This window comes from Candidatus Eremiobacteraceae bacterium (assembly GCA_035710745.1).
Lineage (GTDB): Bacteria > Vulcanimicrobiota > Vulcanimicrobiia > Eremiobacterales > Eremiobacteraceae > JANWLL01.
On record DASTCX010000025.1, the window covers coordinates 209,405 to 223,378 of the forward strand.

The 13,974-nt window shown below is 65.8% G+C and carries 13 protein-coding genes; 2 read left to right on the forward strand and 11 right to left on the reverse strand.

Annotation, left to right across the window (positions count from 1 at the left end; all coding sequences use genetic code 11):
* Positions 1–24 precede the first annotated feature (24 nt).
* The gene (locus VFO25_10585; protein HET9343348.1) at positions 25–1,188 is read left to right on the forward strand and encodes a branched-chain amino acid ABC transporter substrate-binding protein; all 1,164 of its coding nucleotides are present in this window, start codon (positions 25–27) and stop codon (positions 1,186–1,188) included.
* On the opposite strand, the gene VFO25_10590 is transcribed toward VFO25_10585, so the two are convergent.
* From VFO25_10590 to hemC, 8 genes are all read right to left on the reverse strand, one after another.
* Positions 1,185–2,042, reverse strand: coding sequence for a class I SAM-dependent methyltransferase (locus tag VFO25_10590; protein HET9343349.1), 858 nt, complete (start codon positions 2,040–2,042; stop codon positions 1,185–1,187). The genes VFO25_10585 and VFO25_10590 overlap by 4 nt on opposite strands.
* Positions 2,043–2,192: 150 nt before the next feature.
* The gene (locus VFO25_10595) at positions 2,193–2,960 is read right to left on the reverse strand and encodes a uroporphyrinogen-III synthase (GenBank protein ID HET9343350.1); all 768 of its coding nucleotides are present in this window, start codon (positions 2,958–2,960) and stop codon (positions 2,193–2,195) included.
* 4 nt (positions 2,961–2,964) lie between these two features.
* Positions 2,965–4,284, reverse strand: coding sequence for a glutamyl-tRNA reductase (hemA, locus tag VFO25_10600; protein HET9343351.1), 1,320 nt, complete (start codon positions 4,282–4,284; stop codon positions 2,965–2,967).
* A 38-nt stretch (positions 4,285–4,322) separates the two neighbouring features.
* Positions 4,323–5,012 carry a redox-sensing transcriptional repressor Rex gene (locus VFO25_10605; protein HET9343352.1) on the reverse strand — a complete coding sequence of 230 codons (690 nt, stop codon included), beginning with the start codon at positions 5,010–5,012 and terminating at the stop codon, positions 4,323–4,325.
* Between the two features lies 1 nt (position 5,013).
* Positions 5,014–6,315: a glutamate-1-semialdehyde 2,1-aminomutase gene (gene hemL, locus VFO25_10610; protein HET9343353.1), complete on the reverse strand. Its 1,302-nt coding sequence runs from the start codon at positions 6,313–6,315 to the stop codon at positions 5,014–5,016.
* Entirely contained in the window at positions 6,312–6,920 is a 609-nt protein-coding gene (locus tag VFO25_10615) for a molybdenum cofactor guanylyltransferase (GenBank protein ID HET9343354.1), read from the reverse strand. The genes hemL and VFO25_10615 overlap by 4 nt, the downstream gene beginning before the upstream one ends.
* Positions 6,917–7,960 (reverse strand): porphobilinogen synthase, encoded by a 1,044-nt coding sequence (gene hemB, locus VFO25_10620; protein ID HET9343355.1) that lies wholly within the window; start codon positions 7,958–7,960, stop codon positions 6,917–6,919. The genes VFO25_10615 and hemB overlap by 4 nt, the downstream gene beginning before the upstream one ends.
* Positions 7,957–8,910 (reverse strand): hydroxymethylbilane synthase, encoded by a 954-nt coding sequence (gene hemC / locus VFO25_10625; GenBank protein HET9343356.1) that lies wholly within the window; start codon positions 8,908–8,910, stop codon positions 7,957–7,959. Before hemC ends, hemB begins: the two co-directional genes overlap by 4 nt.
* Before the next feature lie 89 nt (positions 8,911–8,999).
* Between hemC and VFO25_10630 the strand changes: the two genes are divergently transcribed.
* The gene (locus tag VFO25_10630) at positions 9,000–10,625 is read left to right on the forward strand and encodes a glycosyltransferase family 39 protein (GenBank protein ID HET9343357.1); all 1,626 of its coding nucleotides are present in this window, start codon (positions 9,000–9,002) and stop codon (positions 10,623–10,625) included.
* A gap of 236 nt (positions 10,626–10,861) precedes the next feature.
* Here VFO25_10630 and ccsB read toward each other — a convergent pair whose 3' ends face one another.
* The 3 genes from ccsB to tatC are packed head-to-tail and all read right to left on the reverse strand — an operon-like array spanning position 10,862 to position 13,963.
* Positions 10,862–11,791 (reverse strand): c-type cytochrome biogenesis protein CcsB, encoded by a 930-nt coding sequence (gene ccsB, locus VFO25_10635; protein ID HET9343358.1) that lies wholly within the window; start codon positions 11,789–11,791, stop codon positions 10,862–10,864.
* Positions 11,784–13,184: a cytochrome c biogenesis protein ResB gene (locus tag VFO25_10640; GenBank protein HET9343359.1), complete on the reverse strand. Its 1,401-nt coding sequence runs from the start codon at positions 13,182–13,184 to the stop codon at positions 11,784–11,786. Before VFO25_10640 ends, ccsB begins: the two co-directional genes overlap by 8 nt.
* On the reverse strand, positions 13,181–13,963 hold the full coding sequence (gene tatC / locus VFO25_10645) for a twin-arginine translocase subunit TatC (protein HET9343360.1): 783 nt from the start codon (positions 13,961–13,963) through the stop codon (positions 13,181–13,183). Before tatC ends, VFO25_10640 begins: the two co-directional genes overlap by 4 nt.
* Positions 13,964–13,974: the final 11 nt, after the last annotated feature.

Sequence of the window (13,974 nt, forward strand, 5' to 3'; positions counted from 1 at the left end):
CGTCGCCGACGGATGCGCCGCGGCTTGTTCGCTGCTGCGCTCGTGGCATGCTGCTGCGCCGCGCCGGCCGCGTCGCTCGCCGATTTCGAGCCGTATACGAAGGTCATCACGATCTCGCTCGTCGCGCCGCTATCGGGTGACGAACGTCAGCTCGGCATCGACTTGAGCAACGGCGTCAACCTCGCGGTCGACGAGACGAACGAGAGCCGTTCGCTCACCGATTTCGGATGGAAGGTCCAGACCTTCGACGATCAGGCGGATCCCGGCATCGCGCTTCAGGAGGCGCAGTTCGCGCTCGTCGATCCGACCGTCGGCTTCGTCATCGGCCACGTCGGCGCCGAAGAGACCAACTTCGCGCTGCAGACGTATCACGAACAAGAGATGCCGCTCATCATACCGACGCAGCCGTACTTCCAGCTGACGCAGCACGGTTACGACAACGTCTTCCGTCTTTGCCCGACCGACGTCGAAGAAGGGACCCAGGCGGCGAAGTACGCGGAGAAGACGCTCAAAGCGAAGTTGGTCACGGTCGTCTACGTCAAAGACCAGTTCGGCGTCGACAGCGCGCTTGGCTTTCAGAACTACGCGGCCTCCGGAAAGACGACGAAGACCGACGGCATCGGCGTCGACGTCGACATGAAGTCGGACAAGGATATCGTCGCTGCGGTCAAGGCGGACGCTCCGGACGTCCTATACTTCAGCGGCCCGGGCGCGAAACTGCAAAAAGTCCTCGCCGACATCCGCGCGGCAGGCATCACCGCGCCGGCGATCGCGAATGACGGTTTCTACGATCCGGCTTCGCTCAAGGCGGCGGGAAGCGCCTCCGATGGGATGCTCGTGACGTCATGCGTGCCGCCGCTCGACCTCATGCCGACGGCGCAGGTGTTCGTGCATCATTATCAGGCGCGCTACGGGCAGCCGTCGTCGTTCGCGTTGTTCGGCTACGTCGCCGCACAGATAGCGATCGCGGCCGCGAAGCAGATCCACACGGCCGATCACCTTCAGATCGACCGCGAGCTCTCGGTGGGGACATTCGAGACGATCATCGGACAGATCTCGTTCCAGCGCGGCGGCGACGTCTTCGAGCCTGACGTCTACTTCTACAAGGCCTCGAGCGGACAGCTCAAATACGACTCGGCATCCGTGCCGAATCCGCTCATAATCTCCCGTCAGAACAGCGGTGGTTAGGGTCGTTTCGCCGCGAAGCGCTTGAGGCCGGGCGCGCTTCCCGCGCTCGAGCCGATGGGCTCCAGATGCGCGGCGGCGACCATCGCCCTCACCGCGACTTCCTTATAATACTGGCGGCTGCGCGAGAACTCGCGGACGTGGCCGTCGGATGGCACGACGAAGTGCCGGAAGACGTCGGCGCTCGCTTCGGCATCGTAAACGCGCTCGTCGAGCTGCAGGTGCGGGCCGTCGGCGAACATCGACTCGTCGCCCGAGACGAACTGCCACGAACGCTCGTCCGCGCGCGACGCCACATCGGCGTCGGCATATTCGAAGACGAATCGGCCGCCGGGCACGAGCGCGCGTCCGACGATCGCGAGGATCTCTGACGCGTCACTCGGGCTGAAGTCGCTGAAGCCGCCACAGGTCAGATACGCGCCGTCGTACGCGTCTTCGAACGAGATACGCTTCACGTCGAGCAGGCGGAAATCGATCGTCAAGCCGAGGTTCTTCGCCGTCTCGCGAGCGAGCTGGACCGCGCCGGGACCGACATCGATGCCGGTCGCACGTCGTCCGCGCAGAGCCATCGCGATCGCGTGGCGGCCGTTGCCGGAGCAGAGATCGAGCACGCTCGCCTTGGGCGCGCACTGCAACAGCGCGCAGAGCGCATCGACTTCTTCGCCGGTCTCTTGCATGCCGTAGAGCGACTGGTAGTTCGCGCGCCGCACGAAGCGTGCGGAGAAATCCTCGTCACGCCACGGGAAAGCGTCGGCGTCGACCCACGGTTTCGGCCGTTCCTTGCGATCCGCGACTGCTTGCATGAGCGCCTGCGGCGGACTCGTCGTGCCGTTGGTCGCCTTGATATCGATCGCCATCTCTTGCGCTTGCTCCAGAATACGCGCCGCAATCGCGACGCGAAGCCCATACTCGATTCATCGGAGAGGCGGAGGGCCGACCGCGCTACAGCGGTTGGCAGGCGCGCGTATGTGTGACGCCGCGCACGCCCTGCGGTATGGCGAGCCATATCAACTTGAAGCGGCGCCCTCGTAGTAGCGGCACAGCTCTTCGACGAGACCGTCGACGGTCGACCGCTCCGGGGTCAGCTCGACGTGCAGCCCGGCGCGACGCGCTTCAGTTTCGGTGATCGGCCCGATGCAAACGATAAGTTTGCCTCTCAGCTTCGACGGTGCGAGGTCGCCGCCGAGACCGATGACGAGCGAGCGCACGGCGCTCGCGGATGCGAGCGTGACGACGTCGACGTGCGCGATGCGTGCGTCGAAGTCCGCGGGCGCCTGTAAGACCGTCGAGTACGCGGCGACCGCCGTGACCTCGAAACGCGCGAGCTTGAGACGGTGGGCGAGCACGGGGCGCGCATCCTCGGCCTGTACGAGGAGCACGCTCGATCCGGGCGACGCCGCGTCGACGAGCGCTTGGGCGATCGCTTCGGCGACGTAGCGCGAAGGGACGACGTGCGGCGGCCTGCCGAGGAGGGTCGCGACGGCCTCCGAGGTCGCAGGTCCGATCGCTGCGATATGCGGGTTGACGCCGAGCGAACGCTTGCGGCGGCGCGCGAACGATTCGACGCCGCTGACGCTCGTGAAAACGATCCACGCGAAATCGTCGGCAGCGTCGATCGCCTCTTGCAGCGCGCGCTCGTGCGGCGGAGGACCCAAGTGGATGAGCGGTACGACGTCGACGGCGGCGCCTCGACCCTCGAGAAGGTCGATGAGCTCGCGCGCATGATCGGCGGAGCGCGTCACCATGACTCGGACGCCGGCGAGGGGCAGAGGCACTCGCTTATCGCGCCGGCGGCGCGAAGGTCGTGGAGAACCGGCGCTCGATCTGCTCTTCCATCGACGCGAGGTCGACGAGCTTGTTGAGGGCATCGGCGGGATCGCCGGCCTGCGTCGCGGACGCCGCCGTTTCTCGCAGCTTCGTCAGCGGCTCGTGGAGGAGCTTGTTGATGATGCCGATGCTCGCTTGGACGATGGCGGCACGCTGGGCTTCGTCGAGCTCCGGGCGGCTGGCGAACAGCCTCTCGATCTCGTTCGTCCGGATCCGCTCGGCGCGCGTGCGAAGCCTCGCGATGAGCGGCACCGCGGCACGCGATTGGTACCAGCGCAAGAACTCGCGCGACAGCTCGTCGACGATCGCTTCGACGGCCGGTACCGCCGCTTTGCGGCCACCGATATGTTCGTCGACGACGACTCGCAGGTCGGCGAGCTCGAGCACGTCGACGCCGCCGATCGAACGAGCGCCAGGATCGACGTCGTGCGGCGCGCCGATGTCGACGATGAGCAGCGGGCGCCCAGGCCTTGTCGTCATCGCAGTGGCGATATCCGCCGTCGTGACGAGGTGCGCCCCGCTGCCGACCGCTGTCACCGCGAGATCGGCATCGGCGAGCGCTTCGCAGAGCGCGTCGAAGGGAAGTGCGCGCGCGCCGATCTCAGACGCGATGGTTTGCGCGCGAGCGAGCGTCCTATTGACGATCGCGATGCGTCCGGCACCGCGAGCGGCGAGATGCCGCGCAACGGTCGTTCCCATCTTGCCGGCTCCGACGACGACGGCGGACGCGCCTCGCAGATCGACCCTTCGCGAAGCGAGCTCCACGGTGGCGGCGCCGAGCGAGACGACGTCGCTGCCGATGGTCGTTTCGGTCCGCGCGCGTTTGCCCGCTCGCAATGCGGTGCGGAAGAGCCGGTTGAGATGACTTCCCATCGTGCCGGCCGCTTGCGCCGCTGCGAGTGCGCCCTTCACCTGCGCCATGATCTCCGCTTCGCCGATGAGCATCGAATCGAGACCGCTCGCGACGCGGAGCAATTGGGCGACGGCGTCGGCGCCGAGCAGCGTGTAGAGGTACTTGTCGAAATCCTCGACGCGCATGGCGCGATACGTCGTGAGGAAATCCTTGATTTCGCCGACGCCCGTCTCGAAGTCGGCGACCTCGGCATAGATCTCAAGCCGGTTGCACGTCGCGACGATCGCCGCTTCGCGGACGCCGGAGTAATCGCGCAGCGCGCCGAGCGCTTCGGTCACGCGTTGCGCGGGAAACGCGTGGCGGTCGCGGACTTCGGGCGGTGCTGTCTTGTGGCTGAGGCCGAGGACGACGATGGGCATGATCGCGTGGCGGCCTTCTGGTCGGCTATTTCCTTTCCCTAGCCCAGTTGGCTGGTGAGAATCGACAATTCCGACGCAAGATCGATGGCTCGAAGCGCGACGCCGTGCGGCAATTTCAACGCCGCCGGCGCGAAATTCAGCAACGCGGTGACGCCGCACGCGACGAGGCGGTCGGCGATCGCCTGCGCGGCCGGCGCAGGCACCGTGATGATGCCGATGCTGCAGCCGAGCACGGGCAAGACGCGCTCGAGATCATCGACGTGACTGATGCGCACGCCGTGCCACTGCGTGCCGACGATCGCCTCGTCGTTGTCGAAGATGCCGGCGATGTGGAACTTCTCTTCGCGGTACTCGAGATAGGCGGCCAGCGCGTGACCGAGATAGCCGAAACCCACGATCGCGAGGCGCCAGTCGCGGTCGAGCCCAAGGACGCTTGCGAGCCGGCGCACGAGGACGACGACATCGTAGCCTTGCCCGCGGCGGCCGATCTTGCCGACATGCGACAGGTCCTTGCGCACTTGCGTCGACGATATGCCGCGACCGACGCGGCGCGAAAGCTCTGATGACGTCAGCATCTGCTTGCCTGCGCGCAGCGCATCTTCGAGCGCTCGATGATAGAGGAAGAGGCGAGGCAGGCTGATGACGACGACGCTCGAGGCACGCTTGCGTTTCGACGGCGATCGCGACGGCGACGGCGGTCTTCGGTCCGGCTTGCGCCGCTGGGTCACATCAGCGTACCGCGATCGCTGCGAGCGACTCGCGAGCCGCCGTGAGCGTGCGCTCGACGTCGTCGTCGCTGTGCGCGGCCGACAAGAACGCGGCTTCGTATTGCGACGGCGCCAGGTAGACGCCGCGGTCGAGCATCGCGTGGAAATACTTGGCGAAAGCCGCCGTATCCGACGTTTTCGCAGACGCAAGATCGGTGACGGGATTCGCGTTGAAGAACAACCCCCACATCGAGCCGATGCGATCTATCTGCGCGGGGACGCCGGCTTTCGCGAACGTGTCGCGCAGCCCGGAGACGAGCGCGCTGCCGATTCGATCGATATGTTCGTACGCGTCGCCGTCGCGCAGCGCGCGCAGCTGCGCGGCGCCGGCGGCCATCGCAAGCGGGTTGCCTGACAGCGTTCCAGCTTGATAGACGTCGCCGCTCGGCGCGAGCCGCTCCATGATCTCGCGTTTGCCGCCGATCGCCGCGACCGGCAAGCCGGCGCCGATGACCTTGCCCAGACACGTGAGATCGGCTTCGATCCCGTAGATCGATTGCGCCGATCCGTAGTGGAGGCGAAAGCCGGTCATGACCTCGTCGGCGATGAGCAGCGCGCCGGCTTGCGACGTCAGCGCACGCAGCCGTTCGAGATAGCCTGGCGACGGCGGGATGAAGCCCATGTTGCCGGCGACCGGTTCGACGATGACCGCTGCGATCCGTTCGCCGTGCTTCGCGAACGCTGCGCCCGTGCTGTCGTCGTCGTTGTAGGGGACGACGATCGTGTCGGCGGCTGTGGCCGCCGTGACGCCGGGAGCGTCGGGAATGCCGAGCGTCAGCGCGCCCGAACCGGCTGAGACGAGCAGCGGATCGGCGTGCCCGTGATAACATCCGGCGCATTTGACGATCTTGTCGCGCTTCGTCCATGCGCGTGCGAGCCGGATGGCGGTCATGCACGCCTCGGTGCCCGAGCTGACGAAACGCACCATATCGATCGCCGGGATGGCGTCGATGACGAGCGCAGCGAGGTCGACCTCGTACGGCGAAGGCGCACCGAACGACGTGCCGTCGCGAGCGGCTCGTTCGATCGCTTCGACGATCTCCGGGGCGGCGTGGCCGAGCATGATCGGCCCCCACGACAGCACGTAGTCGACGTACTCGCGGCCATCGACGTCGTAGATCTTCGACCCAGCCGCGCGCGCGATGTAGCGTGGCGTGCCGCCGACGGCACGGAACGCGCGCACGGGCGAGTTGACTCCTCCGGGCGTCAGACGGACGGCGGCGGCGTGAAGGGCTTCCGATCGACTCGTCGGGATCGATGTCACGGACGAAACACCTCGTAGTCTGGCCGGGTGTTCACGTTGGCGAGGCGCGCTTCATCTTGCGGTCGCACGGCGAAGCGCAGGACGCGCAAAGAGTCGATCATCGCGCTGACGCGTCTGCGACCCGACGCGAGCACGACGGATCCCGCGCGAACGACTGCTGACGTCGCGTAGAGCGCGGCGAGCGGCTCGATATCGCCGTTCGACCATACCGGCACGACCGCTTCGGGCTGCTCGCCCAGCCGTGCGTCGTACGCCCTTTCGAGATCATCGACGAACGACGCGTCGAGGTCCGGCAGATCGCCCGCCGCGGCGAAGAAAAGCGGCGTACTCAGCGTCGACGCGACGGTGACGATCGCCCCGAGCGGACCGGCGTCGGCGAGGTCGTCGAAGATGATGGGAGCGTCGACCTTCGCGGCGAGCGACGGCTCGAGCGGGCCGCGTGCGCTGACGACGCACGGCCGTCTGCCGTCGACGAGGCGACGGTACACGCGCACGAGCATCGGTTCGCCTTCGATAGCTAAAGAGAGTTTACCGGGCAGACGCGTGGCGCTGCCGCCCGCGAGCAGGACGATCGTCGTGCGCGCCGCTGCGGACGCGCCGCTCACCGCTGCGCTTTCGCCAGCCGCGTCGCTACCGACCGTGCGAAATACGTGATGATGATCGAGGCGCCCGCGCGTTTGCAGGAGACGAGCAGTTCGTCGACAGCCCGCTCTTCGTCGAGCCAGCCGCGCGCAGCGGCCGCCTTGATCATCGAATACTCGCCGCTCACGTTGTAGACGGCGACCGGTACGTTCACCGCGCGACGCACGTGAACCACGACGTCGAGATACGACAGCGCCGGCTTGACGAGCACGATGTCGGCGCCCTCGGCGACGTCGAGCAGGGCTTCCTTCACCGCCTCGCGTGCGTTCGGCGGATCCATCTGATGCGTGCGCCGGTCGCCGAACGCGGGCGTCGAGCCCGCTGCCTCGCGGAACGGACCGTAGAACGCCGACGCGTATTTCACGGCGTACGACATGATCGCGGTTTCTAGGTGCCCGTCGCGGTCGAGCGCCGCACGGATGGCGGCGACGCGGCCGTCCATCATGTCGGATGGCGCGACGATGTCGACGCCGCACTGCGCGTACGAGAGCGCGCCGCGCGCGAGGAGCGCGACGCTCCGGTCGTTGTCGATCTCGCCGTCTGGGGTCAAGAGTCCGCAATGGCCGTGCGACGTGTACTCGCAGCCGCACAGGTCGGCGATGAGGAGCAGTTCGGGCAAGGCAGACTTGATCGCGCGGATCGCTCGCTGCACCGGTCCGTCGTCACGATCGAGCCACGAAGCGGTGTCGTCTTTTTCGGGCGGAATGCCGAAAAGGATGACCGCCGGAATTCCCGACGCCGCGCAAGCGCGCGCCTCTTCGACCGCACGATCGACGGAGAACTGTTTGACTCCCGGCATCGAGGCGATATCGCGCTCGACGCCTTCACCCGGCACGACGAAGAGCGGCTGCACGAGATCCGACGCGGAGACCCGGTGTTCGGCGGTGAGGCGACGCATCGCGGCGGTGCGGCGAAGACGCCGCGGCCGGATCGTCGGCACGGGCAGGGCTCCTGCGTCGCCGAGAACGCTTTCCGTTTTCGCGGGATCGAACGTCGAACTCATATGCCTTTCACGACCATCGTGCGGAACTGATCGACAAGCGCGCGGCCTCCGGCTTCAAGCATCTCATCGGCGAGAGCTTCGGCGGCGGCGACGGCCGACACTTCGTCAGCCGCGTCGATGCGTGCGCTTCGTCGCACGGACGAGCTGCCGTCGGTCGCGGCGATGACGGCCTCGATCGTGCAATCGGATCCGCGGACGGCTGCGTTGACACCGATCGGCAGGAGGCACCCGCCTCCCATGCGGCGCAAGAAGGCGCGCTCGATCGTCACCTCGCGCGCGCTTTGAGCGTGATCGAGCGCCTTCAGCAAGGACGCCATCTCCGCATCGTCCGCCCGGCACTGCGCGCAGATAGCACCCTGGCCCGCGGGCGGCGTCATGACACCGAGCGCGAGCGGTGTTCCGCCGCCGACCGTCTCGAGCAGTCCGGCGCGCCGCAATCCGGCGAGCGCGAGGATCGCGGCATCGAATTCGCCTTCGAGCACTTTTCGCACGCGCGTGTCGACGTTGCCGCGGATGTCGCGCACCTCGACGTCGGGTCGCGCCGCGAGGACGAGCGCTTGCCGGCGAAGAGAGCTCGTGCCGACGACCGCCGATGCGGGGAGCGCGGCGAGTCCTCGGAACGCGTTGTCCTTGCTGATCAAAACGTCACGCGGATCCTCACGCTCGAGCACGGCAGCGTTGCGGAGTTCGGCAGACTGGTCGGTCGGGAGATCCTTCATCGAATGGACGGCGACGTCGGCACGGCCGTCGAGCAGCGCTGCTTCGAGCTCTTTGACGAACACGCCGTCGCCGCCGATCTGAATCAGGCTGCGATCGGTGACGCGATCGCCGCGCGTCGACACGGTGACGACCTGCGTGGCACGTCCGAGCGCTTCGAGCGGCTCAGCGACCGCTCGCGCCTGGATGAGCGCGAGGCGGCTTGCGCGCGTGGCGATGCGTATCGTCTGCATGTCCGGCTTCCTTTCTTCGCGCACGCACACGCGCCCCGTTGGACTTACTGAAAGGACTTCGCTCCGTCCCGTCGACAAGAGCCCGCATCGTGAAGCAAGAAGCGCGGCCGAGCGACAGGCGCTCGCAAGTCTTCGTTTTTCTGACGCTCGCGTTCTTAGCCGCGCTCTATTCGGTGCGGTTGGGCGCGGGGAGTCTGTGGGATAACAGCGAGCCTCAGTACGGCGAGATCGTGAAGGAGATGCTCCGGTCGGGCGACTGGCTGACGCTCCACAAAGATCTGCAACCTTGGTACGTCCATCCGCCGCTCTGGTTCTGGACGGCGGCGCTTTCGGCGAAGATCTTCGGCCTCACCGAATTCGCGCTTCGATTTCCATCCGCGGTCTTCGGCGTCGCGAGCGGATACGCGATCTATCTTGCCGGTCGAAGGCTCTACGGCGAGACCACAGGCATTGTCGCCGCGCTCGCCCTCGGGGTCGGGCTCGAGTTCCTCGTCATGTCGCGCCTGGCGATCCAAGACACGATGCTCGTTTGCGCGATGACGGTCTCGACGTTCTGGGGCTGGTTCGCGCTGCGCGATAGCGACTCGAAAGCGCTGTGGATCGCGGCGATCGCGACCGCGCTCGGCACGCTCATCAAAGGCCCGGTCGCGCTCGTCCTTCCGGGGCTCACGCTCATCGCATGGGCGGCGTGGACGCGCAGCTGGAAATCTTTCGCCGGTCTGCCGTGGCTCGGCGCGATCTCCCTGTACGTCGTCATCGCGGGTGCGTGGTTCGCAGCTGAGACAGCGGCGCGCGGACCGCACTTCTTATACGCATACTTCGGGCTCTCGAACGTCAGCCGTTTCCTTTCCCCGTACGAGAATCAGCCGGGCCCCATCTACTATTACGTTCCGATCCTCATCGTCGGCTTCTTCCCGTTCATCGCGTTCGTTCCGCAAGCGCTCGCACGCGCGTGGCGCTCGGGAGGCGAGGACGGAAAATTCCTCATAGCAGCCGCGGTCGTGCCGTTCGTCTTCTTCTCCATAGCGCAGACGAAGCTGCCGAACTATATCGAGGCGTCATTCCCCGCGCTGTCGATCATGACCGGCGAGACGATCGCCAACGCGATCGCGCAGCGCTCGATGCGGTCGTTGCGCGGGGCGCTCTTCGCGCTCATCGCGGCTGTAGTCGTGCTTGCCGCCGGTGTGTACTTCTACGGCCATGCGCACGCGAGCGGATTGATGGTTACCCTCAGCCCGTCGCTTGCGCTCTTAGGCTGGCTCATCGTGCCGATCGCGGTGTTAACCTTCGTGCTGGCTATACGCCTCGACCGACCGTGGATCGCGCCGCTCGGACTCAGCACGATGATGGCGGCGTTTATCGGCGTCGTCGTCTTCTCGATTCTCCCGCAGATCGAGGCGACTGCCAAGCCGATGAAAGCGATGTCCGCCGATGTCATGCGTGTCTGGCGTCCGGGCGAGCGCATCTGCTTCGATGGCGTCCATCAAGGTTTTTCCTTGGACTACTACACGAACGGCCCGCCCATCACGAGCGTCGGACACAACACCGACGATGTCCCCCCGCGCCGCTACTTCGCGACGCCGCAACCCGCCGTGTGCGTGGTATCACCGGATGCGTACACCGATCTGACGGACCGCGGCATCAAACTTGCGCTCGTCGAAAAGACGCCGACCCTGTGGCTCGTGACCTACGACAAGTCGATCACGATTCACTGACGATGCGCTTGCCCCGAGAGTGTCGCTCTCGCGGGCACGCGGCTAATCGGGAAATATTTACCTTCCGCCGCTGTCTTCGACGGCTTTCGCCGTCTCAGAACACCCGCTTAGAGCGGCACCCTCGGGGCGTGCGCTTGCTCATATAAGCCGCTGCCGGCGCACCCGCGAGGGGGCCAAAAGCGGGGCTTGTGAGGCGCCGAAAGGCGCCGAACAGAGCGGCGTAGGTGCGTCGGCGTCTATTTGTATGAGTGCAGGCCGCTGATCCAGATATTGACGCCGAAATAGCAGAACAACACGACGCCGAATCCCGCGATCGACATCCACGCGAGACGCGTGCCGCGGAACGACGGGCGCGTGTGCAAGTGGAGGTAGGCGGCGTACCAGATCCAGCACGTCAGCGCCGCGAGTTCCTTCGGATCGTTCTGCCAGTAGCTGCCCCACGCGTCGTGCGCCCATAGCGATCCGAGAATGATCCCGACAGTCAGCAATATCTCGCCGATGGCGATGACGCGATACGTGATGACCTCGAGCGCACCCGATGCCGGCACGAGGTCGAGCCAATCGAGCCACGCGGGGCGGGCCGCTGCGACGGCGGCCCCGACGGACTTCCCGGCCCCCGCGAGGGCACTGTCTTCGTCGTGCTTCTTCAATAGATAAAGGATGCTCGTGGAGAAACCGATGAGGAAGGCAGCATACGCGGCGAGCACGACGGGGACGTGGTAGTAGATCCAATAGTTGTTCTGCAGCGAGGGGACAAGCGGCTCGAGTCCCTTGTTCCACCCCTGACCGTAGGCGAGCAGCGCATCGGTGACCGAAAGGACGATCGGCCCGGCGAACCAGATATTGAATCGCCACCCGAAGATGAGGAAGAGCGCGACCGAGAGCAGCGCGACGACCGACAACGATCCGTAGAGGTCGTTCCACGGCACGTGGCCGCTGTATACCCAGCGGATGCCGAGGCTCGCCACCTGGCAACCGAGACCGGCGGCCGCTAGGATCGCGCCGCCGGCGGCGGTCGGGCGGTTGCGGAAGAACCAGTACGCGACAAACACGGCGGCCGCGAGCACGTAGAGAACGATCGCGACGTGATACCACGCCATGTATGCCGCGACGTGCGCGTCCGCGAGCCCTTGAGCGTTCGTGTTGTATTGCGAGTAATCAGGCATACGCCGTCTCCACCGCATCTTGCGCGGGTTCGTCATCGCCGGTCTCGAGCGTCCGCCCGAGCCCGTCGAGCAGTTGTTTGAATTCACCCTCGTAAATCGTGTTGCCCTTCGTCGTCGTCGCAGCGACGTCGACGACCGGCCCGCGCGCGTCGCGACGCGTCCGCACGTACAGCTTGATCGGAACGAAGAAGAGAGCCATGACGAAGCCCGTGACGAGCACCGCCGCGCCGAGTCCGACGAAGCCCTCACCCGGATCGCGACGATAGGTCAAGCCAGTCCACGCGATCGGCGGACGTGCCGTGAGAGAATAGCCGTCGCCGACGTCGACGGTCTTGCCGATGGGTACGAGAAGCGGCCGCGATGTCGTCGGCACGTTGTCGTGGATGACCCACATCGCGTACTCGTCGGTCTTCGGCAGCGGCACGCCGAGGGGGACCTGCGACGGATCCGATGGTCCGAGCAGCGTGACGTAGTCGATCTCGCGGCTCGTGCCCGGCAAGAACACCTGATCGCCCGGCATGAGCCGCCCCGCGCCTGAGAGGCTGATAGGTTTGCCGTTGCGCGTCAGGTCGATGCGGCCGCCGAAGCCGTACGACGCCTGGTAGAAATAGACGCCCGACTTCGTCTGGAACGGATGGTTGACGATGATGTCGGTCTTGGTCGTCACACCGTCTTCGATGACGCCCACGTCGGACTCGAACTTCGACGCTTGATAGAACGTGCCGCTCGGCGTCTCGACGGGCTGGAACGTGGCGGTGAACTTGTCGAGATGGACCGCGAGGCCCCGTTGCTGCTCTACCGCGGACGTCGCGCCGTCGAAGATCTGCAGTTCGCCTTTGAAACCGGCGAGCCACCCGAGGAACACGCCGAATGCGATGATCGCGAACCCGAGGTGCGCGACGAGAACGCCGTATCGCGCCCACTTATTCTTGTCGCCGAAGAGCCAGCGCGTACCGTCGACGTCGAGCGATCGTAACGCGAACCCGCGCTTACGTAAGAACTGCTCGGTTCGCTCGACGGTCGCGTCTCCGGCTCGCGACGGCGCGCTTCCGTGCAATCCGAACGCTTCGATCATCACCGCGCGATCCTTCGGAAAGCGCTTCGGGATGACGCGCCGGAAAGTGCACACGGTCATCGACACGAGCAAGAGCACGATGAGCGAGAAGTACGGGATCGAATGGAGCACGGTATCGAGATGGAGGCGCAAGATGAGATTCGCGACCGCAGCCGGATACATGTCGTAGTAGTGCTGCGGATCGTCGTTCTGGTCGACGATCGTGCCGATCGTCGTCATCACCGCCCAGATCAGGAACACGACGACCGGAAAAAGCACGTTGCTCAAGACGTCGAGCAGCTCGTCGACGAACGTCCGCTTCGCAACGGCGGTCTTCACGCTATCCTCGGGAGCTTCGGCTGCGCGATGCGCACGACAGCGACGCTCAACACGTAGAGCGCGAGCAGCGGAAGTGCGAGCAGCGCCATCGTCATGGGGTTGCCGTCAGGCGCTGCTATGCCCGCGGCGATGAAGATGACGAGCGTCGCATGGCGCCATTTGTCGGTGAGCATCTTCGCGTTGATGATGCCGACGCTCGCGAGGATGGCCGCCAGGATCGGCAGCTGGAACATGACCGCGAATATCCCGAGCATGAGCGTGATGAAGCCGACCGTCGGCTCTAGTTGATACGTGTCGACGAGGCCGGCGGATTGGTTGAGCTGCATGAGCGCGTGCAGCACGAACGGCAGGACGACGAAACCGCAGAAGGCGATGCCGGCGGCGGACATGAGAAACGAGAGCAGTACGTACAAGGGCACGCGCGTGCGCAAGCGTCGGTCGAGCGCCGGCGCGACGAAAGCATAGACCTCGTAGAGCACGACGGGCATCGCGACGACGACTCCGATGAGCAGCGACAGCTTGATGTAGACGCGGATCGTCTCCGCCGGCGAGAACACGTGCAGCTGGATGCCCGCGAGGAAATAGCGCTCGACAAACCCGAGGAACGCGGGCATGAGTGGAAATGCGACGAGCGATGCGACGCCGACCGCGGCGATCGCGATGAGCAGGCGCGTTCGAAGCTCGGCGAGATGCTCGGTGAACGTCATCTCGACATCGTCGCCCGGCGGGCGCAACGGAGGTGGCCCGGGCTTGGAGGGCGGCACGGTCGCGGTCGTCATTTAAGCTCTAG